Here is a 15,635-nt window from a genome sequence, read left to right as displayed (position 1 = left end):
CTCACCGGCCACGACGGCACGGTGACGTCAGTGGTGTTCTCCCCGGACGGGAACCAGCTGGCCAGCACGAGCGACGACGGCACGGTACGGGTATGGGGCATGGCGTATCTCGACGTGGACGATGCCGAGGAACAGATCTGCAGTGCACTCCGCCGAGAACTCACCGAACTTGAGCAGGCGCTGTATTTGCAAGATGTGCCGCACGAACCGGTGTGTTCGACATAAGGTCCTGCCCTGTCTCCCCCTGAGGGCCCATCTACCGAGCCATCGATGCGCTCGGCCGAGCGCTCGAGGGAGCGGATAGGAACGAAATGTGCAGCCCGGCGACGGCCGGGGCTTCATGCCTCCCGTGGGGCCATCGTGTGTCCGCAGTCATCAACCTAAGTTGTCTGACCGCTGGGAAGTCGGGGGGCTGGCAGGAGTCGTTGATCGAGTGATCTGTGTTCTCCGTGGCTTCCGCCGCCGTGATCACCGTGCGTGGTTGCCGGAAACGTAGCGGTTCCAACTTCCTCCGGCTTCCGTGAGGACCTGAGTGGTGGTCTTGTCGTGGAACCCCCAACGCTTGAGCGATCACCGGTGCGGGGGCTTGGAGCACGAGCTGGCGCAGAGCCGCAGTCCGAACCGCCCTTCCCGGTACCCCAACCTCATGGATTGATAGAGCGTCCCTCACGTCACTCTCACCTGAACAACGCTGTGACCAGCCCTAGGTGTACTGACCACGGAGGTTGGTAACACCCACCCCGCCTGACACACGCGAAGAGGGCCTCCGGTATCGGTGTGGATTGCGACATCTACCACCGGACCGGAAGGCCCTCGATGCCCCACACTACCCACGCCAACGCCACCCTCACACCCGCCGGACGCCTCGCGCTGGCCCGCTGCGTCGTCGACCGGGGCTGGCCCCTGCGGCGGGCCGCCGAACGCTTCCAGGTCAGCCCCACCACCGCCCACCGGTGGGCCGACCGCTACCGGCTCCTGGGCCGGGCCGGCATGGCCGATGCCTCCAGCCGCCCCCACCACCAGCCCCGCCGCACCCCCACCCGCCGCGAGCGCCGCGTGATCAAGCTCCGCCACCTGCGCCGGTGGGGGCCGGCCCGCATCGGCGGCCACCTGGGCATGCACGCCTCGACCGTCCACCGGATCCTGACCCGCTACCGGTGCGCCCGCCTCGCACACACCGACCGCGCCACCGGCCAGGCCGTGCGCCGCTACGAACGCGCCCGACCCGGCGAGCTCGTGCACGTGGACATCAAGAAACTCGGCCGTATCCCCGACGGAGGCGGCCACCGCACCGCCGGACGGGCCCAGGGACGGCGCAACCGCGCCGCGACCCGGGGCGTGGTCCGCGACAGCCGCCACGAACCCCGCCTGGGCAGCGTCTTCCTGCACACCGCCCTGGACGACCACACCCGCCTGGCCTACACCGAACTGCTCGAGGACGAGAAGAAGGACACCGCGGTCGCCTTCTGGCAGCGGGCGCGGGCCTACTTCGCCTCGGCGGGCGTGCAGGTGGAGCGGGTACTGACCGACAACGGGGCCTGCTACCGGTCCCACACCTGGCGGGACACCCTGGCCGGGGCCGGTATCAAGCACAAGCGGACCCGCCCCTACCGGCCCCAGACCAACGGCAAGGTGGAACGCTTCCACCGCACCCTGGCCGAGGAATGGGCCTACGCCCGCCCCTACATCAGCGAGACCGAACGCGCGGAGGCGTTCACCGGATGGCTGCACCACTACAATCACCACCGGTTCCACACCGCGATCAACGGCCCTCCCGCCACCCGCGTACCTAACCTCTCAGGTCAGTACACCTAGGGCTTGACAACCCTAGATAAGCGCAGCCGTCGCCGGGACCTCCGCCCGCTCCGGTGAACCCCTCATCGCGGGGTGGGACCGGGCCTCCGGGAACCGGGCGTGGACGGTGGGGGCGGACCCGGGGGAGCGGCCCGTCGGCATCGTCTCCGGGTACCTGTACACCTCGCTCGACGGGGAGAACCGCGTCCGCTCCATGGCCGACGGCGCCCTCCTGGGACGCGGCCACTGGCGGATCCCGGTGGCCGGGACGGTGGGCGGCACGGCCGTGGCGGCGGTGCCCGGCGACGGCGGCGCCGACTCCTACACCGTGTTTCCCCCGCACGGCGCCGACCGCGAACGGGGAGGCGCGTGATCACTATGCTGAGGGAGGATTCGACGTCGATGCGGGGTACGGGTGCGATGATCGCTGGGCTGGGACCACTGGAGGCCGCGGTCATGGAGGTGCTCTGGCGGGCGCCCGAGCCCCTGCCCGTGCGCGGTGTCCTGGAGGGGCTCACCGACCACGAGATCGCCTACACCACCACCTCCACCGTCCTGGAGAACCTGCGGCGCAAGGAATGGGTCGACCGCGAGCGGATCGGCCGCCTGTGGTTCTACCGCCCCCTGCGCGACCGTTCGACGCACGCGGCCGAGGTGATGCACGAGGCGCTGACCGGCAGCCGCGACTCCGAGGCGACACTGCTGCGCTTCGTCGACACCATGCAGCCCGAGGACGTGCGTGCCCTGCGCGCCCTGCTCTCCGAGGTGCCGGGCGAGGAGGAACCGTGATCTGGTCCTTCGCCGCCCTGTGCGCCGTGGCCGCGCTCGGGGTCAGGGGCCCCGGGCTCCTGCGCCGCACCGCCCGCTCCTGCGACCCGGGCCCGCGCACCATGCTGGCGCTGTGGACCGCGGCCACCGCGGCCTGGGTGCTCTCCTGCGCGACCCTGCTCGCGGTGCTCGCCGCCGACCTCCTGGGCCCTTCGGTCAAGGGCGTCCTGGCGGCGTGCGTCAGCCTCCTGCAGGCCCTGGAGCGCAACCACGCCGGGTGGGGGATCGCAGCCGGGGCGGCACTGGCCCTGGCCGCCCTCCTGCGCCTGCTGTGGACCGCCGCCCGCCAGGGGCGGGCCGGCCTGTCCTGGAGGCGCACCCACCACGACGGCCTCCTGGCCACGGCGCGGCGCCGACGCCTGCACGGCCAGCCCGTGTGGCTGCTGGAGACCGCCGAGCCCGGGGCCTACTGCGTCCCCGGCAGCCGGGGCGGCGTCGTCATCACCCGGGGCGCCCTCGGCGTGCTCACCGCCCCCCAGGCCCGCGCCGTCCTGGCCCACGAGCGGGCGCACCTGCGCGGTCGGCACCACCTCGTCGTCGCCTGGGTCCGGCTGCTCGACCGCGCCTTCCCCGGCGTCCCCCTGTTCCGCGCCGCGGCGCGCGAGGTCCCCGTCCTGGTGGAGTGGGCAGCCGACGACCACGCCGTGCGCGCCGTCGGGATGCGCCCCCTGGTCCACGCGCTGGGCTCCCTCGCCGGGGCCGCGCCGGCCGGGGCGCCGCAGACCCTGTCCATCGGCGGCGCGTGCCCGGTCGAACGCGTGCGTCGCCAGGTCCGGCCGCCCGAGCGGTGCCGCCCCTGGAGGGCGCGTGCCCGCACCTGGGCCACCGCCGCGCTCGTGGCGCTGCCCCTGGTGTTCACGGTCGCGTCGGCGCTCGCCGCGGTGCTGATCCCGCACTGCCAGTGCGCCGCCGGCTGAGCCCTTCCGCGTGCCCGCACGGTCGTCAGATCAGTGCGCCAGTAGGCGGGCATCAGCAGGACACGGTCTTCGAAGGTGGGTTTCCACGGCCTCCCCTTGCGCGGAGGATCGGTGCCCTCGCGCCGCAATTGCCGGATGGGCTTGGTGGACTGCCGGACCGGTAGCTCGCTGAACAGCTCGATCATCGTCTCGTCCGCTGCTGTGATCACGCCCGTCACCCAGTCCTGTCCACACGCGCCTCGACAGCGTCCGGGAGGCGCTCTTCGGCCGACGGAGTCAATTTTGGTTGACGAACCGGATGGCGGTCAACTAAGGTTGACTCATGGATATGGAACAGTCGACCGAGCTCGCGGCACCGACGGCCGACCACGACCCATTGGTGGGATTGGACGCCGTGACGCGACTCCGCGCCGAGACGGAACGCATCGAAGCGGTACTGGTGCGCCGCGTCCGCGACAACGGCGCCACATGGCCGCGAACCGCCGCCGCCCTGGGTGTTTCGAAACAGGCATTCCACGAGAAGTACGCCGGTCGGGGCCTGTTCGGCGGCCGGTCATGACCGCCGGGACACACGGCGACCAGCAGCTCGTCACCAGACTCGGCGAACTGCTGGGCCCGCGCCACCCGGTCGCCGCGGCGGCCGTGGTCACGCCTGCGGGCATGCACGTGGCGAGCCGCGGAACCGGCTTCGACGCCGACTTCGAAATCGGCTCGATCACGAAGGCGGTCACCGGGCTGCTCTACGCCGACGCCCTCGCCCGGGGCGAGATCACCCCCGACACGAGCCTCGGCGAACTGCTGCCGCTGGGCGACGCCCCCGCCGCACGAGTGACACTGCGATCGCTCAGCACGCACCGTTCCGGCCTGCCCCGCCTACCGAGGTCCGCACGACCATGGCGGCGCACCTTCGCCCTGTGGCGACACGGAACCAACCCCTACGGCGAGGACCTCGAACAGCTCCTCGACCAAGCCCGGGATACCCCGCTGGGCACGCCACGGCCCCGCTACTCCAACCTCGGATTCGAACTTCTCGGGCACGCCCTCGCCCGCGCCGCCGCGACGACCTACCCGGAGCTCGTCCGACAGCGCATCGCCACCCCGCTGGAACTCGACTGCTTCTACGTCCCGGGGACGGCCGACGACCTTCGCCCCGGGGCGCTCGACGGCAGAAGCCTCCGTGGACGACCGCGACAACCCTGGACCGGTGAGGGAATCGGACCGGCAGGCGGCGTCCGGGCCTCCATCGCCGGCATGGCCCGCTTCACGGCGGCGGTACTCGACGGCAGCGCCCCGGGCGTCGCCGCACTCGATCCGATCGCCCCGTTCGGCGCCGGCGCCCGCATCGGCGCCGCATGGATCACGATCCAGGCGGAGGGCCGTCCGGTCACCTGGCACAACGGCGGCACCGGCGGCTTCCGGTCCTGGCTCGGACTCGACCGCAGTACCGGCACCGGCGTCGCCGTCCTCTCGGCCACCGCCGCATCGGTCGACCGTCCCGGGTTCACGCTCCTGGCCGAGCACGGCCGCACCAGCCGCCGATAACACGACCAGGTGCGTCCGCCCGCCGACAGCAGACACTGACGGGATGGTCCTCAGCCGCCCGCTACCCGCCCCCGGGGGCCGCCGCCGTCCCGCCGGACGGAAGGCGCGGGCCGGGGCGGCACACCCCCGACCCGTGTTTCTATCCACCTTAGCGGCTCTACTATGTTGGATAGAAACAACTGCCGGGTGAGGAAAGAGGCCGACGATGTCCGATGCCCCGAAGCAGGGAGCGCAGCCCGCGGGCCGCTCCTCCGGAGGCGGAACCGCCGCCCGCGGCGGCGCCTCCTGGAAGGTGCCCCTGGCGGCGGGCGCGGCCCTGCTCCTGGTCACCGCAGCAGTCGCCGTGGTGCGGTTCTCCGAGGGCCCCGCGGAGGAGACGGGCGCGGCACAGGAGGCGGGCGCGTCGGGCGCGCCGTCCGGGTCCGCCGCCGACGGACCCGGGGACGCGGCCCCCGCCGGGGCCGACGCTCCCATGGCCCGCAGGCAGGCCGACGACCCCACGGCCCTGGGCGACGTCGACGCACCGGTCGTCATGGTGGTCTACTCCGACTACCACTGCCCCTACTGCGGCCGCTGGGTACAGGAGACCCAGCCCGAGCTGGCGCACTACGTCGAGTCCGGCGACCTGCGCATCGAGTGGCGGGACTTCCCCGTCATCACCGACACCTCCGAGGACGTCGCCCGGGCCTCCCGAGCCGCCGCCGAGCAGGGCGCCTTCTGGGAGTTCCACGAGGCCTACTACGCCGCGGCCGAGGAACCGGGCGAGAGCGACACCGAGGAGACCCTCGCCGGGGTCGTCGACGAACTGGGACTGGACACCGGGCGGTTCGACGAGGACCGCGCCGCGGACGCCGCGGCCGCGCAGGTCGAACGCGACTTCTCCGAGGGTCTCTCGATCGGTGTCACCTCGACCCCGGCCTTCCTGATCAACGGCCAGGCCGTCATGGGCGCCCAGCCCCTGGAGGTGTTCGAGGCGGTCATCGACAGCTCCCTGGAGGCCGCCGGGACCGGGGGTGGGCGGCAGTGACCGACATCGGTTTCGCCGCCGCCCTGGCCGGCGGTGTGCTCGCCCTGCTCAGCCCCTGCAGCGCGCTCCTGCTCCCCTCCTTCTTCGGCTACGCCTTCCGCGACCCGCGCCGCCTCCTCGTGCGCACGACGGTGTTCTACCTCGGGCTGTGCACCACCCTCGTCCCCCTGGGGGCGGGATCCGCGCTGGTCAGCCGCCTGGTCTACGGAGAGCGGGAACTCCTGATCGCCGTCGCCGGATGGCTCGTCATCGCCTTCGGCCTCGCCCAGATCGCGGGCTTCGGCTTCTCCTCCGGCCTGGCACAGCGCATCCAGGGGCGCCTGGCCGGCAGGACCAACGGGGTGTCGGTCTTCGCCCTGGGAGCGGTGTACGGGTTCGCGGGCTTCTGCTCCGGCCCCATCCTGGGCGCGGTGCTGACCGTCGCCGCCACCGGCGGAACCGTGCGCGGCGCCCTGCTCCTGGCGGTCTACGCCCTGGGCATGGCCGCGCCGCTGTTCCTGCTGGCGCTGCTGTGGGACCGCTACGACCTCGGATCCCGCCGCTGGCTGCGGGGCCGCACCCTCCGTCTGGGCCCGGTGGAACTGCACACCACCGCCCTGCTGTCGGGCCTGCTGTTCATCGGGGTCGGGGTCCTGTTCCTCACCTCGCAGGGGACGGCGACCCTCTTCGGCGGAACGGGCCGCCTCACCGAGGCGGCGCACGGCGTCCAGGAGTGGGTCTTCGGGGTCAGCGGATCGGGGGCCGACACCGTTCTGCTGGCGGCGGTGGGCCTCCTGCTCCTGGCGGTCGGGCTCCGCGGCTGGTACCGCCAGCGCGGGGAGGCCGCGGGGCCGGAGCCGACACGGCCCTCCGAGGCGCCGGGGCAGGAGTCGGACCGGGGCGGGGAGGCCCCCGGCCCCCGTGGTCCTGAAAGTCCTTCGGGCCCGGCGGGATCCTCGTGTTGACGGCCGCGGGGACGGGTTCTGTCACCGGTCTCGCGGTTGGCTCACGAAGGGGCGCGCAGACCTGTGCTCTTGAGCCACGTGCGCACTTCGAGGAGCCGTGAAGTGTCCCTGCTTCTGCTCCGACCGAGTCATGGAACGTGACGCACCACAGGATCGGTGCCAGACATCCCAGGGACGTCAGCGCTCCTCCTGCGCTGTCGGTGAGTGCTCGGGGGAGAAGGCTGAACCGCACGGCCGGGTCGACGGTGAACTCGCCCTTGGCGGGTCGGCGGCCAGTTCTTCGGCGCCCGCTCTCCAAACGGTGACGACCGTCCGCGAACGGCCTGGCGCCCCCTGGGTCCGGCTACCGTCGCCCTATGCCGAATTTCACCATTTTCCCTTGGCCCTCCTGGGTGATCGTGGTCGTCTTCGTGCTCGCCGCCGTCGGAGTGATGGTCTTCAACAGGCGGCGATTGCGTCACAAGACTCCTCCGCTTCCCAGGGACGCCGTGTCGAAGACCAGGCCTTTGGAGATGGACCCAGACCTCGAGCGGATCGGCCCCTACAGGCTTTCAGGTCGCCTGGGCGCCGGCGGCATGGGCCGGGTGTATCTGGGCCGTTCCCCCGGCGGACGCGACGTCGCGATCAAGGTCGTCCACCCCGAGCTCGCCGAAGACCCCGAGTTCCGCCGCCGCTTCGCCGCCGAGGTCGAGGCCGCCCGCAGGGTCGGCGGGTTCCACACCGCCCAGGTTGTGGACGCCGACCCCGCCGGGAACCCGCCCTGGCTGGCCACCGCCTATATCCCCGGGCCCACCCTGTACGCGGCGGTCCGCGAGCACGGCCCGCTCCCGGCGGACTCGGTCGCCGCCCTGGGCGCGGGCCTGGCCGAGGGACTCGTCGCGGTGCACGCATGCCGGATCGTTCACCGCGACCTCAAGCCCGGCAACGTCCTCCTGGCCGCCGACGGGCCCCGCCTGATCGACTTCGGCATCGCCCGCGCCCTGGACGCCACCTCCTACACCCGAACCCACGCCGTGCTGGGCACCGCCGCCTTCATGTCCCCCGAACAGGTCACCGGGGCCTCGGTGGGACCCGCCTCCGACGTGTTCTCCCTCGGGTGCGTGCTGGCATTCGCCGCCACCGGCCGCAGCCCGTTCGGCGAGGGCCCCGCCCACGCGATCACCCACCGTATTATCCACTCCGAACCCGACCTGAGCGGACTGACCGGGCCGCTGAAGGACCTGGTCTCCGCCTGCCTGGCCAAGGACCCCGTTGACCGCCCCACCCCCGACAGCGTCCTGGCCGCATGCGGTACGCGGCCCCCGACGGGCCTGGAGTCGCCTGCGGAGGTGTGCGCGATGTTGAGCGGGGTGGAGGCGGCCGTGCGCCAGGGGCGGATGCCACAGGACGGCCTGGACCACGTGCTCCGTCGGGCCGTCGCACTGGTCGAGGCGATCGAGGAGGCCGGTGGCGGGGAGAGCTGAGCACCCGGGGCTCGTGTACGGACGATCAGCGGCTGATCCGGAAACCGACCACTGACGTCTCCACGCTCACGAGCACTGTCGTGTTCGGGGCCTGGCACCGGTCTCGCGGTCGGCTCAGAAGGGGCGCGAAGGCCTGGGCCCTGGAGCCACGTGCGCGCTTCGGAGAGCCGTGAGGTGCTCCTGCTTCTGCTCCGACCGGCCCATGGAACGTGACGCACCGCAAGATCGGTGCCAGAAACCGAAGCTGTCGGTGCCGTCGCCGGTTCCGGCCGCTCCCGGTGACGGTCGACCGGATGCGGTACCTGCGGCCGGGGCAGACTTCGGGCCATGACCGCGATCACGCGAGGAAGCGGAAGTATGACCAGAGTCAACGAGATGAGTGAACGCGAGTACTTCGCCGGTGTGGGCAAGCGGCCGGGGATGTTCGTCGGCCGCGCCACCTTCCACGCAATGACCGCGTTCCTGACCGGGTACGACCAGAGCTCGGCCCGTCACGGGGCACCCGGGCTGGAGGGGTGGCACGAGTGGCTGGTCGCCCACGGGGGACGGGACTGCACCCACGCCTGGCCCGGCCAGGTCCTGCACATCGCCCTGCCCGAGGGCTGGGACAACCCCTGGGAACTGCCGCCCGAGCACGAGGCCCGCGCGATCGAGGTCCTCTTCCGCCTCCTCGACGAGTTCCTCGCGGACCGCGAGGGCGGCGCCGAGGGGTGACCGGCCCGGCGTGCGCTCGCAGGCGGGGACGGACCGACCGCCCCCACCGCGACAACGATCCAGAACACCAACATCTCGCCCCGACGTCCTGGCCGCCCGACGCCGGGAACGGGACCCCGTGTCCGCGGCGAGAGGCGCCTTCGCCGGCGCGGCCCGACAGCACTTCGCGCACATCGCCCCCGACCCATCGAAGGATCCAGAGGCCATTCCCATGAGCATCCGGACGACGCATCGCGCTCTGCTGAGCCGTCTGCTGCCCCACGACGAACCGGACGGCCTCGCAGTGCGCCAGGGGCAGTTCCACACCGTGGTCATCGGCTCGGACCGCGTCGTGTGCCTGCCCCGCAGCCGGGCGGCGGCCGCCCGGCTGCCCGAGCGGGCGGCCGCACTGCAGGCACTCGCCGGCCTCGACCTCGGCTTCCGCATACCCGAGCCGCTGCTCAGGGGCGGCGCCCACGGCACCGACGAGGAGCCGTTCCTGGTGCTCGGCCGCATCCCCGGGGAACCGCTGGAGACCGACTCGCTCGACGACGCCCGAGTGGCCGGCGCCGTGGCGGCGCAGTACGCCGCGCTGCTGTCCGGGCTGGCCCGTGCCGGTGCCGACGAGACGGTACGAGCGGTTCTGTCCCAGGAACCGGAAGACCGGTGGCGGCGGTTCGCTGAGGACGTACGCGCAGAGCTGTTCCCGCTCATGTCCGACAGTGGGCGCCTGCGGGCCGAACGGGAACTCGCCGTGCTCGACGGCCTTCCCCACGTCGACCGGGCCGTGGTGCACGGTGACCTCGGCGCCGAGAACGTCCTGTGGGAGTGGGAGCACGGTCTGCCGCACCTCTCCGGAGTACTCGACTGGGACGGTGTCGCACTCGGCGACCCGGCCGAGGACCTCGCGGCTATCGGCGCCGGCCACGGCCGCGGCCTCCTGGAGCGGGTGCTCGCCCTGGGCGGTCGGCCGGACGACGGGCTCGCCACCCGCATCACCGCGATCCGCGGCACGTTCGCCCTGCAGCAAGCCCTCTACGCCCTCCGCGACGGCGACGGGGAAGAACTGGCCGACGGCCTGGCCGGCTACCGCTGAGGCGCACCGGCGCATCCGCCGCATGGTGCCCCTCATGTCGACGGCAGCCCGGCGGAAGCAGGCGGTCGCCGCCCCGTACCCCGGCGGGCGCCGGCGCCTCAGCCCCGGGGCGGGGGGAGAGGGCAGGAGCCGGCGGTGCGCAGCCGGGCCCGCAGGGCCACGGCGAGGAGGGCGAGCCCGGCCACGGCGAGCACCGGTTGTAGCGGCGCGAACCACGCCAGGGCGCCCGAGGCGCCCAGCGCCAGCAGGACGAGCTTGTTGCACACCGGGCAGCCGATGGCCAGCCAGGTCAGGACGACACCGCCCAGGCCGCCACGTGTGTTCCCCTCCCGCTCCCCGCCCCTGCCGACGTAGGTCGCGGCGAGCAGGCCGGACAGCACCGCGCCGGCGCCCCAGACGGGGTAGGACCACCAGGTGGGCTCGATCTCCCTCGTGAAGAAACCGTTGGGCACCAGTACGGTGGGCACCCCCAGGAGCACCAGTGCGCCCAGGGTGGCGGCCGCGGCGACCGCCCAGTGCCGGTAGGTCCACGCAAGCATCCGCGTCCTCGCCTCTCCCGGGGCCGCTCCGGGGGAGGCGGGCCGCCGATCTGTTTTCTATCTTGCATAGAAGATAAGTCATCGCCGGGCGGGACGGTCCGCGGGGTGCCGGGGACGAGGGCGTCCGGTGGGGGTGTGACCCGTCCAACGGTCGGAACGGATACGCCCGGGGGTATGCTGGCGGCCATAAGGAGAAAGGATGCAGATGAAGCCTGAAATGGTCGGCGACGCCCTCACGAGGCTCAAGCGCGCCCAGGGGCAGCTCTCCGGTGTGATCTCGATGATCGAGGAGGGCGAGGACTGCGCGGCGGTCCTCCAGCAGCTGGCGGCCGTCTCCCGGGCCCTGGACCGGGCCGGGTTCAAGATCGTCGCCAGCGGCATGCGGCACTGCAACACCGCCCGTGACCGCGGCGAGGAGCCCGAGCTCACCGAGGAGGAGCTGGAGAAGCTCTTCCTCGCCCTGGCCTAGGACTTCGCGGGGTCCCTCCGCGCGCCCGCGCGCCGTCCGCGCCGGGGGCCGGACCCTCCCGCTCCGACAGGGGCGGGTCTGTGCAGTTCGGATACTCCCCCCGGTATGATCGGGCGGCCGAACCGTACGGCACGGGCTCCTTCCTTTCGCCGCGCCCGAGGGGCCGGCCCGCTCTCCCGATACTCCCCGGGGTATGGAGGGGTGGGCGGTCGCCCACACGGCGCCCACGAACCACCGACGGCCCGCCCGGGCCGTCCGAGAACCCACGGAGACACATGAGCGGCAACAGCATCGACGTCCACGCCGTGCGCAGCCTGGTCGAGACCGACCCCGACACCCTGCTGGTGGACGTGCGCACCGCGGCCGAGTACGAGAGCTCCCACATCCCCGGAGCGGTCAACCTGCCCCTGCAGCGGGTGGACGACCACCTGGAGCGCATCGCCGCCGACGCCGGGCGAGGCCTCGTCCTGGTCTGCCAGTCCGGGGCCAGGGCCCGCCGGTGCCAGGACAGGCTGGCGGAGGCGGGCCTGCGGGACACAGTGGTGATGAGCGGCGGCATGAACGCCTGGGAGGCCCAAGGAGCCCCCGTCGTGCGGGGACGGGAGCGGTGGGCTCTGGAGCGCCAGGTCCGCCTGGTCGCCGGGGGCCTCGTGCTCACCTCCGTGCTCGCCTCCCTCCTGTGGCCGCCCGCGGTGGCGCTCGCCGGTCTCATCGGCGCCGGACTGGCCTTCGCCGCGGTCACCGACACCTGCATGATGGGCACGGCCCTGGCCCGCCTGCCCTACAACCGGCCCCGCGGCCACGTCGACATCGAGGACTCCCTCGAACGGATCGCCGCCCGCCGGTGACCCCCGCGGGCCGGGCGCCGCCGCCGGCCCCGCCGGACGCGGCCCCGGCCACCGCGCGGGCCCCGCCCCGGTCGCGGCCCGGGAGCGGCGCCGACCGCCGGGCCCACGCGGCACCGACACGAACCCGGGGCCGGGACCGGCCCGCAGCCATCGCCGCACCCGCTCCTCCACATACTCCCCGGAGTATCCGCAGGAGCGGCGGACAACCACCGACAAGGAGAAGACATGCTGCTGGAACGCGTCTACGACGACGACCTCGCCCAGGCGAGCTACCTCATCGGCTGCCAGGCCCGGGGAGAGGCCCTCGTGGTCGACCCCCGCCGCGACATCGGCGAGTACCTCGACCTGGCACGCAGGCACGGCATGCGGATCGTGGCCGTGACCGAGACCCACATCCACGCCGACTACCTCTCCGGCACACGCGAACTCGCCGCGGCGACGGGCGCCACCGCCTACGTCTCCGGCGAGGGCGGCGAGGACTGGCAGTACGGCTTCGACGCCGAACGGCTCATGGACGGCGACACCGTCACCGTCGGCAACATCACCGTGCGGGCCCGGCACACCCCCGGGCACACCCCCGAACACCTGTCCTTCCTGATCACCGACGGGGCCTTCAGCGACCAGCCGGGCTACCTGCTCTCCGGCGACTTCGTCTTCGCCGGAGACATCGGCCGCCCCGACCTGCTCGACGAGGCCGCCGGGGGAGAGGACACACGCTTCGAGGGCGCGCGCCACCTGTTCGCCAGCCTGCGCGACACCTTCCTGACCCTGCCCGACCACGTCCAGGTCCTCCCCGGGCACGGGGCCGGCAGCGCGTGCGGCAAGGCCCTCGGGGCGCTCCCGGCCACCACGGTCGGATACGAGCGCCTCAACGCCTGGTGGGGCCCCTACCTGCGCGACGACGACGAGAAGGGCTTCGTCGACGAACTCCTCGACGGACAGCCCGACGCCCACGCCTACTTCGCCAGGATGAAGCGCCAGAACAGGGAGGGGCCCGAGATCCTGGGCCCCCTGCCCCCGCTCCCCGAACTCGCGAACGCCGCGATCGGCAGCGCCCTGGAGGAGGACCGGATCGTGTTCGTCGACACCCGGCCCCACACCGAGGTGCACCGCGGCACCGTGGCCGGGGCGCTGAACGTCCCCGGTCCGGCCAAGGCCGCGAGTTTCGGCGCCTGGGCCCACGACCCGGAGACCGAGACCCGCCCCCTGGTGCTCCTCGCCCCCGACGGCGACACCGCCGGAAAGGTGCGCGACCACCTGCTGCGGGTCGGCATCGACCGCGTGACCGGCTACACCACCGGGCTCGAGGGCCTGCCGACGACCGTTCCGGCCGTCATCGCCCCCGCGCAGCTGGAGGACTACGGGGCCGCACTCGTCCTGGACGTGCGCAACAGGACCGAACACGCCGCGGGGCACATCCCCGGCTCCGCCCAGCTCAGCGCGGGCCGGATCCTGTGGCACCTCGACGAGCTGCCCGACGACGGCCCCGTCGTGACCTACTGCCAGGCGGGCGCGCGCAACTCCGTCGCGGCCAGTGCCCTGCGCCGCGCAGGCTACGACGTCGTCGAACTCGACGGCAGCTACACGGGCTGGACCGCCTGGAAGCAGGGACGGGACACCCGGCCCTGAGCGGCCGCCGCCCCGGCGCCCGCCCGGACGGGGCGGCGCACCCGCCCGACCCAACCCCCCGCCCCCGGCCCGACCAGGGGCGCACCGCCCACGCGGCCGCGCCCGCAGAACCACGCCACGGAGAGTGACGAAGCATGGAGTTCCCACTGATCCTCGTCGTGGGCCCCGCCCTGGTGGTGGGGCTCGCGCTCGGACTGCTCGGAGGCGGCGGCTCCATCCTGATGGTCCCGCTGCTGACCTACGTCGCGGGCATGGACCCCAAGGGCGCCGTGGCCGCCTCCCTGTTCGTCGTCGGCGTGACGTCGCTGGTCGGCGCGGCCACCCACGCGCGCAGGGGCAACGTCCGGTGGCGCACCGGCCTGGTCTTCGGGGCGGCCGGCATGGCGGGCGCCTTCGTCGGCGGCCTCGTGGGCGGACACGTCCCCGGGACCCTGCTGATGACCGCCTTCGCCCTCATGATGGTCGCCACCGCGGCGGCCATGCTCCTCGGCAGGGGGAAGACCCCCGCCGGGGACGGCGAGCGGCGGCGCGACGGTCTGCCCCTGAGGCGGATCGTCCTCGACGGCCTGGCCGTGGGCGCCGTCACCGGCCTGGTCGGCGCGGGCGGCGGCTTCCTCGTGGTGCCCGCCCTGGCACTGCTCGGCGGCCTCGCGATGCCCGCCGCCGTGGGGACCTCGCTGCTCGTGATCGCCATGAAGTCCTTCGCCGGACTCGCCGGGTACCTGACGACGGTGAGCCCGGACTGGACGCTGGTCGCCGTGGTCACCGTCGCCGCCGTCTCGGGATCGCTCCTCGGCGCGCCACTGGCCTCCCGGGTGCCCGAGGGCGCGCTGCGCAAGGGGTTCGGCGTCTTCGTCCTGGCCGTGGGCGTCCTCGTCCTCGCCCAGGAGCTCCCCGCGCCGCTCGGCCCCGCCGTGGCGGTCGGCACCGCTGTGTTCGCACTCCTGGCCGTCCTCTGCCGTGTCGCGGGGGAGCACTGCCCCCTGCCGCTGCTGCGGGCACGGGCCTGAGGGGGAGGCGGGCGCCGGAGCGCTCCGCGCTCCCCGGACCCCGATCGGGCGCCGGCCTGTCGGGGGCCGCCCCGTCGGGCGCCTCGGGACCCGGCGGCAGGCGGGGCGCGACCCGGCGCGGTTCGGGCAGCCCCGGAGCCGGAGGTCGGCCCTACCCCGACGCCCCGCGCCTGCGCCGCCGTGACGGTCGGACGAGCAGTCCGATGACCACGCCGGCGGCGACCGACACGGCCAGTGCGGCCCACAGCGGGGCCGTCAGGGAGACGACCAGGAACTGGATCTGCGCCGTGTCCCGGTTCTGGGCCACGAAGAGGGCGGTGACGACGAGCAGGACCACCGCCGCCCACATGCGGGGCGGGACCGACGACAACCCCTTGCGCGACGATCCGTGCCCGGCGGTCCCGCCGACCGGTTGTGGGGGAGCGTTCACCGGACCGCCTCCTGCGGCCGTGGGGAGGGGGCCTCGGCGCGGGGTCCGCGTGCGTCCTCCGGCGCCGCCTGCCGGTCGCCGCGACCGGTAGGGAGGGCATTCCCCGCCCGGCCGCGTGCGAGGGTCGGAAACCGGAAATTCTTCTCCCCGATTCGACAGGCACCGAGGCCGGGACCGCGTGTGGGCGGTCCGTCGGGGTGTTCGTTCCACGGACGAACGGGGTCAGGGGCGCTGACAGTGCAGGTCGGAGCGGGTCCGGGGTGTTCGTGTCAGAACCCCGACTTCCTATGCGTCGTCCCCCCGGGGACGCCCCTCACGGAGCGGCGGGGCGGGGGAGCGGCCGCGGTCCCCGCCGGGGGCTCCCACCGTACCCATGCCGGTCGGCCCCCGCCGTCCCCGGCACCGC

General features: G+C 73.4%; 18 protein-coding genes. 16 read left to right on the top strand and 2 right to left on the bottom strand.

Going from position 1 to position 15,635, the window contains the following annotated elements; genetic code table 11:
* From ACFQBR_RS27170 to vph, 12 genes are all read left to right on the top strand, one after another.
* Positions 1-225, top strand: a 225-nt coding sequence (locus ACFQBR_RS27170) for a WD40 repeat domain-containing protein (RefSeq protein ID WP_378554757.1), incomplete at its 5' end; no start/stop codon positions are given.
* A gap of 591 nt (positions 226-816) precedes the next feature.
* Complete coding sequence (locus ACFQBR_RS27165; protein ID WP_344185121.1) at positions 817-1,815, top strand: IS481 family transposase; 999 nt, start codon at positions 817-819, stop codon at positions 1,813-1,815.
* A gap of 106 nt (positions 1,816-1,921) precedes the next feature.
* The gene (locus tag ACFQBR_RS27160) at positions 1,922-2,167 is read left to right on the top strand and encodes a hypothetical protein (RefSeq protein ID WP_344185120.1); all 246 of its coding nucleotides are present in this window, start codon (positions 1,922-1,924) and stop codon (positions 2,165-2,167) included.
* A gap of 5 nt (positions 2,168-2,172) precedes the next feature.
* Positions 2,173-2,583 carry a BlaI/MecI/CopY family transcriptional regulator gene (locus tag ACFQBR_RS27155; protein WP_344185124.1) on the top strand — a complete coding sequence of 137 codons (411 nt, stop codon included), beginning with the start codon at positions 2,173-2,175 and terminating at the stop codon, positions 2,581-2,583.
* On the top strand, positions 2,580-3,539 hold the full coding sequence (locus tag ACFQBR_RS27150) for a M56 family metallopeptidase (protein WP_344185119.1): 960 nt from the start codon (positions 2,580-2,582) through the stop codon (positions 3,537-3,539). Before ACFQBR_RS27155 ends, ACFQBR_RS27150 begins: the two co-directional genes overlap by 4 nt.
* Positions 3,540-3,861: 322 nt before the next feature.
* Positions 3,862-4,098: a hypothetical protein gene (locus ACFQBR_RS27145; RefSeq protein ID WP_344185118.1), complete on the top strand. Its 237-nt coding sequence runs from the start codon at positions 3,862-3,864 to the stop codon at positions 4,096-4,098.
* Complete coding sequence (locus ACFQBR_RS27140) at positions 4,095-5,081, top strand: serine hydrolase domain-containing protein (protein ID WP_344185117.1); 987 nt, start codon at positions 4,095-4,097, stop codon at positions 5,079-5,081. Before ACFQBR_RS27145 ends, ACFQBR_RS27140 begins: the two co-directional genes overlap by 4 nt.
* 205 nt (positions 5,082-5,286) lie before the next feature.
* The gene (locus tag ACFQBR_RS27135; RefSeq protein ID WP_344185116.1) at positions 5,287-6,108 is read left to right on the top strand and encodes a DsbA family protein; all 822 of its coding nucleotides are present in this window, start codon (positions 5,287-5,289) and stop codon (positions 6,106-6,108) included.
* Positions 6,105-7,052: a cytochrome c biogenesis CcdA family protein gene (locus tag ACFQBR_RS27130; RefSeq protein WP_344185115.1), complete on the top strand. Its 948-nt coding sequence runs from the start codon at positions 6,105-6,107 to the stop codon at positions 7,050-7,052. The genes ACFQBR_RS27135 and ACFQBR_RS27130 overlap by 4 nt, the downstream gene beginning before the upstream one ends.
* 356 nt (positions 7,053-7,408) lie before the next feature.
* Positions 7,409-8,515 carry a serine/threonine-protein kinase gene (locus tag ACFQBR_RS27125; protein WP_344185114.1) on the top strand — a complete coding sequence of 369 codons (1,107 nt, stop codon included), beginning with the start codon at positions 7,409-7,411 and terminating at the stop codon, positions 8,513-8,515.
* 357 nt (positions 8,516-8,872) lie between these two features.
* The gene (locus ACFQBR_RS27120) at positions 8,873-9,229 is read left to right on the top strand and encodes a hypothetical protein (protein WP_344185113.1); all 357 of its coding nucleotides are present in this window, start codon (positions 8,873-8,875) and stop codon (positions 9,227-9,229) included.
* 211 nt (positions 9,230-9,440) lie between these two features.
* Entirely contained in the window at positions 9,441-10,304 is an 864-nt protein-coding gene (gene vph, locus ACFQBR_RS27115; protein WP_267944707.1) for a viomycin phosphotransferase, read from the top strand.
* A gap of 98 nt (positions 10,305-10,402) precedes the next feature.
* Here the strand turns inward: vph and ACFQBR_RS27110 are convergent, their stop codons facing one another.
* On the bottom strand, positions 10,403-10,843 hold the full coding sequence (locus ACFQBR_RS27110; protein WP_344185112.1) for a hypothetical protein: 441 nt from the start codon (positions 10,841-10,843) through the stop codon (positions 10,403-10,405).
* A gap of 217 nt (positions 10,844-11,060) precedes the next feature.
* Between ACFQBR_RS27110 and ACFQBR_RS27105 the strand changes: the two genes are divergently transcribed.
* The 4 genes from ACFQBR_RS27105 to ACFQBR_RS27090 all read left to right on the top strand — a co-directional run bounded on the left by ACFQBR_RS27105 (position 11,061) and on the right by ACFQBR_RS27090 (position 14,799).
* Complete coding sequence (locus tag ACFQBR_RS27105; RefSeq protein ID WP_267950408.1) at positions 11,061-11,312, top strand: metal-sensitive transcriptional regulator; 252 nt, start codon at positions 11,061-11,063, stop codon at positions 11,310-11,312.
* A gap of 275 nt (positions 11,313-11,587) precedes the next feature.
* Positions 11,588-12,160: a rhodanese-like domain-containing protein gene (locus ACFQBR_RS27100; protein WP_344185111.1), complete on the top strand. Its 573-nt coding sequence runs from the start codon at positions 11,588-11,590 to the stop codon at positions 12,158-12,160.
* Between the two features lie 225 nt (positions 12,161-12,385).
* A complete protein-coding gene (locus ACFQBR_RS27095) occupies positions 12,386-13,789 on the top strand; it encodes an MBL fold metallo-hydrolase (protein ID WP_344184317.1) in 1,404 nt (467 codons plus the stop codon).
* A 134-nt stretch (positions 13,790-13,923) separates the two neighbouring features.
* Positions 13,924-14,799 carry a sulfite exporter TauE/SafE family protein gene (locus tag ACFQBR_RS27090; protein WP_344184318.1) on the top strand — a complete coding sequence of 292 codons (876 nt, stop codon included), beginning with the start codon at positions 13,924-13,926 and terminating at the stop codon, positions 14,797-14,799.
* 151 nt (positions 14,800-14,950) lie between these two features.
* Here the strand turns inward: ACFQBR_RS27090 and ACFQBR_RS27085 are convergent, their stop codons facing one another.
* The gene (locus tag ACFQBR_RS27085; RefSeq protein ID WP_344184319.1) at positions 14,951-15,229 is read right to left on the bottom strand and encodes a LapA family protein; all 279 of its coding nucleotides are present in this window, start codon (positions 15,227-15,229) and stop codon (positions 14,951-14,953) included.
* Positions 15,230-15,635: the final 406 nt, after the last annotated feature.

This window comes from Nocardiopsis tropica, from assembly GCF_042660575.1.
Lineage (GTDB): Bacteria > Actinomycetota > Actinomycetes > Streptosporangiales > Streptosporangiaceae > Nocardiopsis > Nocardiopsis tropica.
This window is presented reverse-complemented; position numbering and strand designations above follow the sequence as displayed.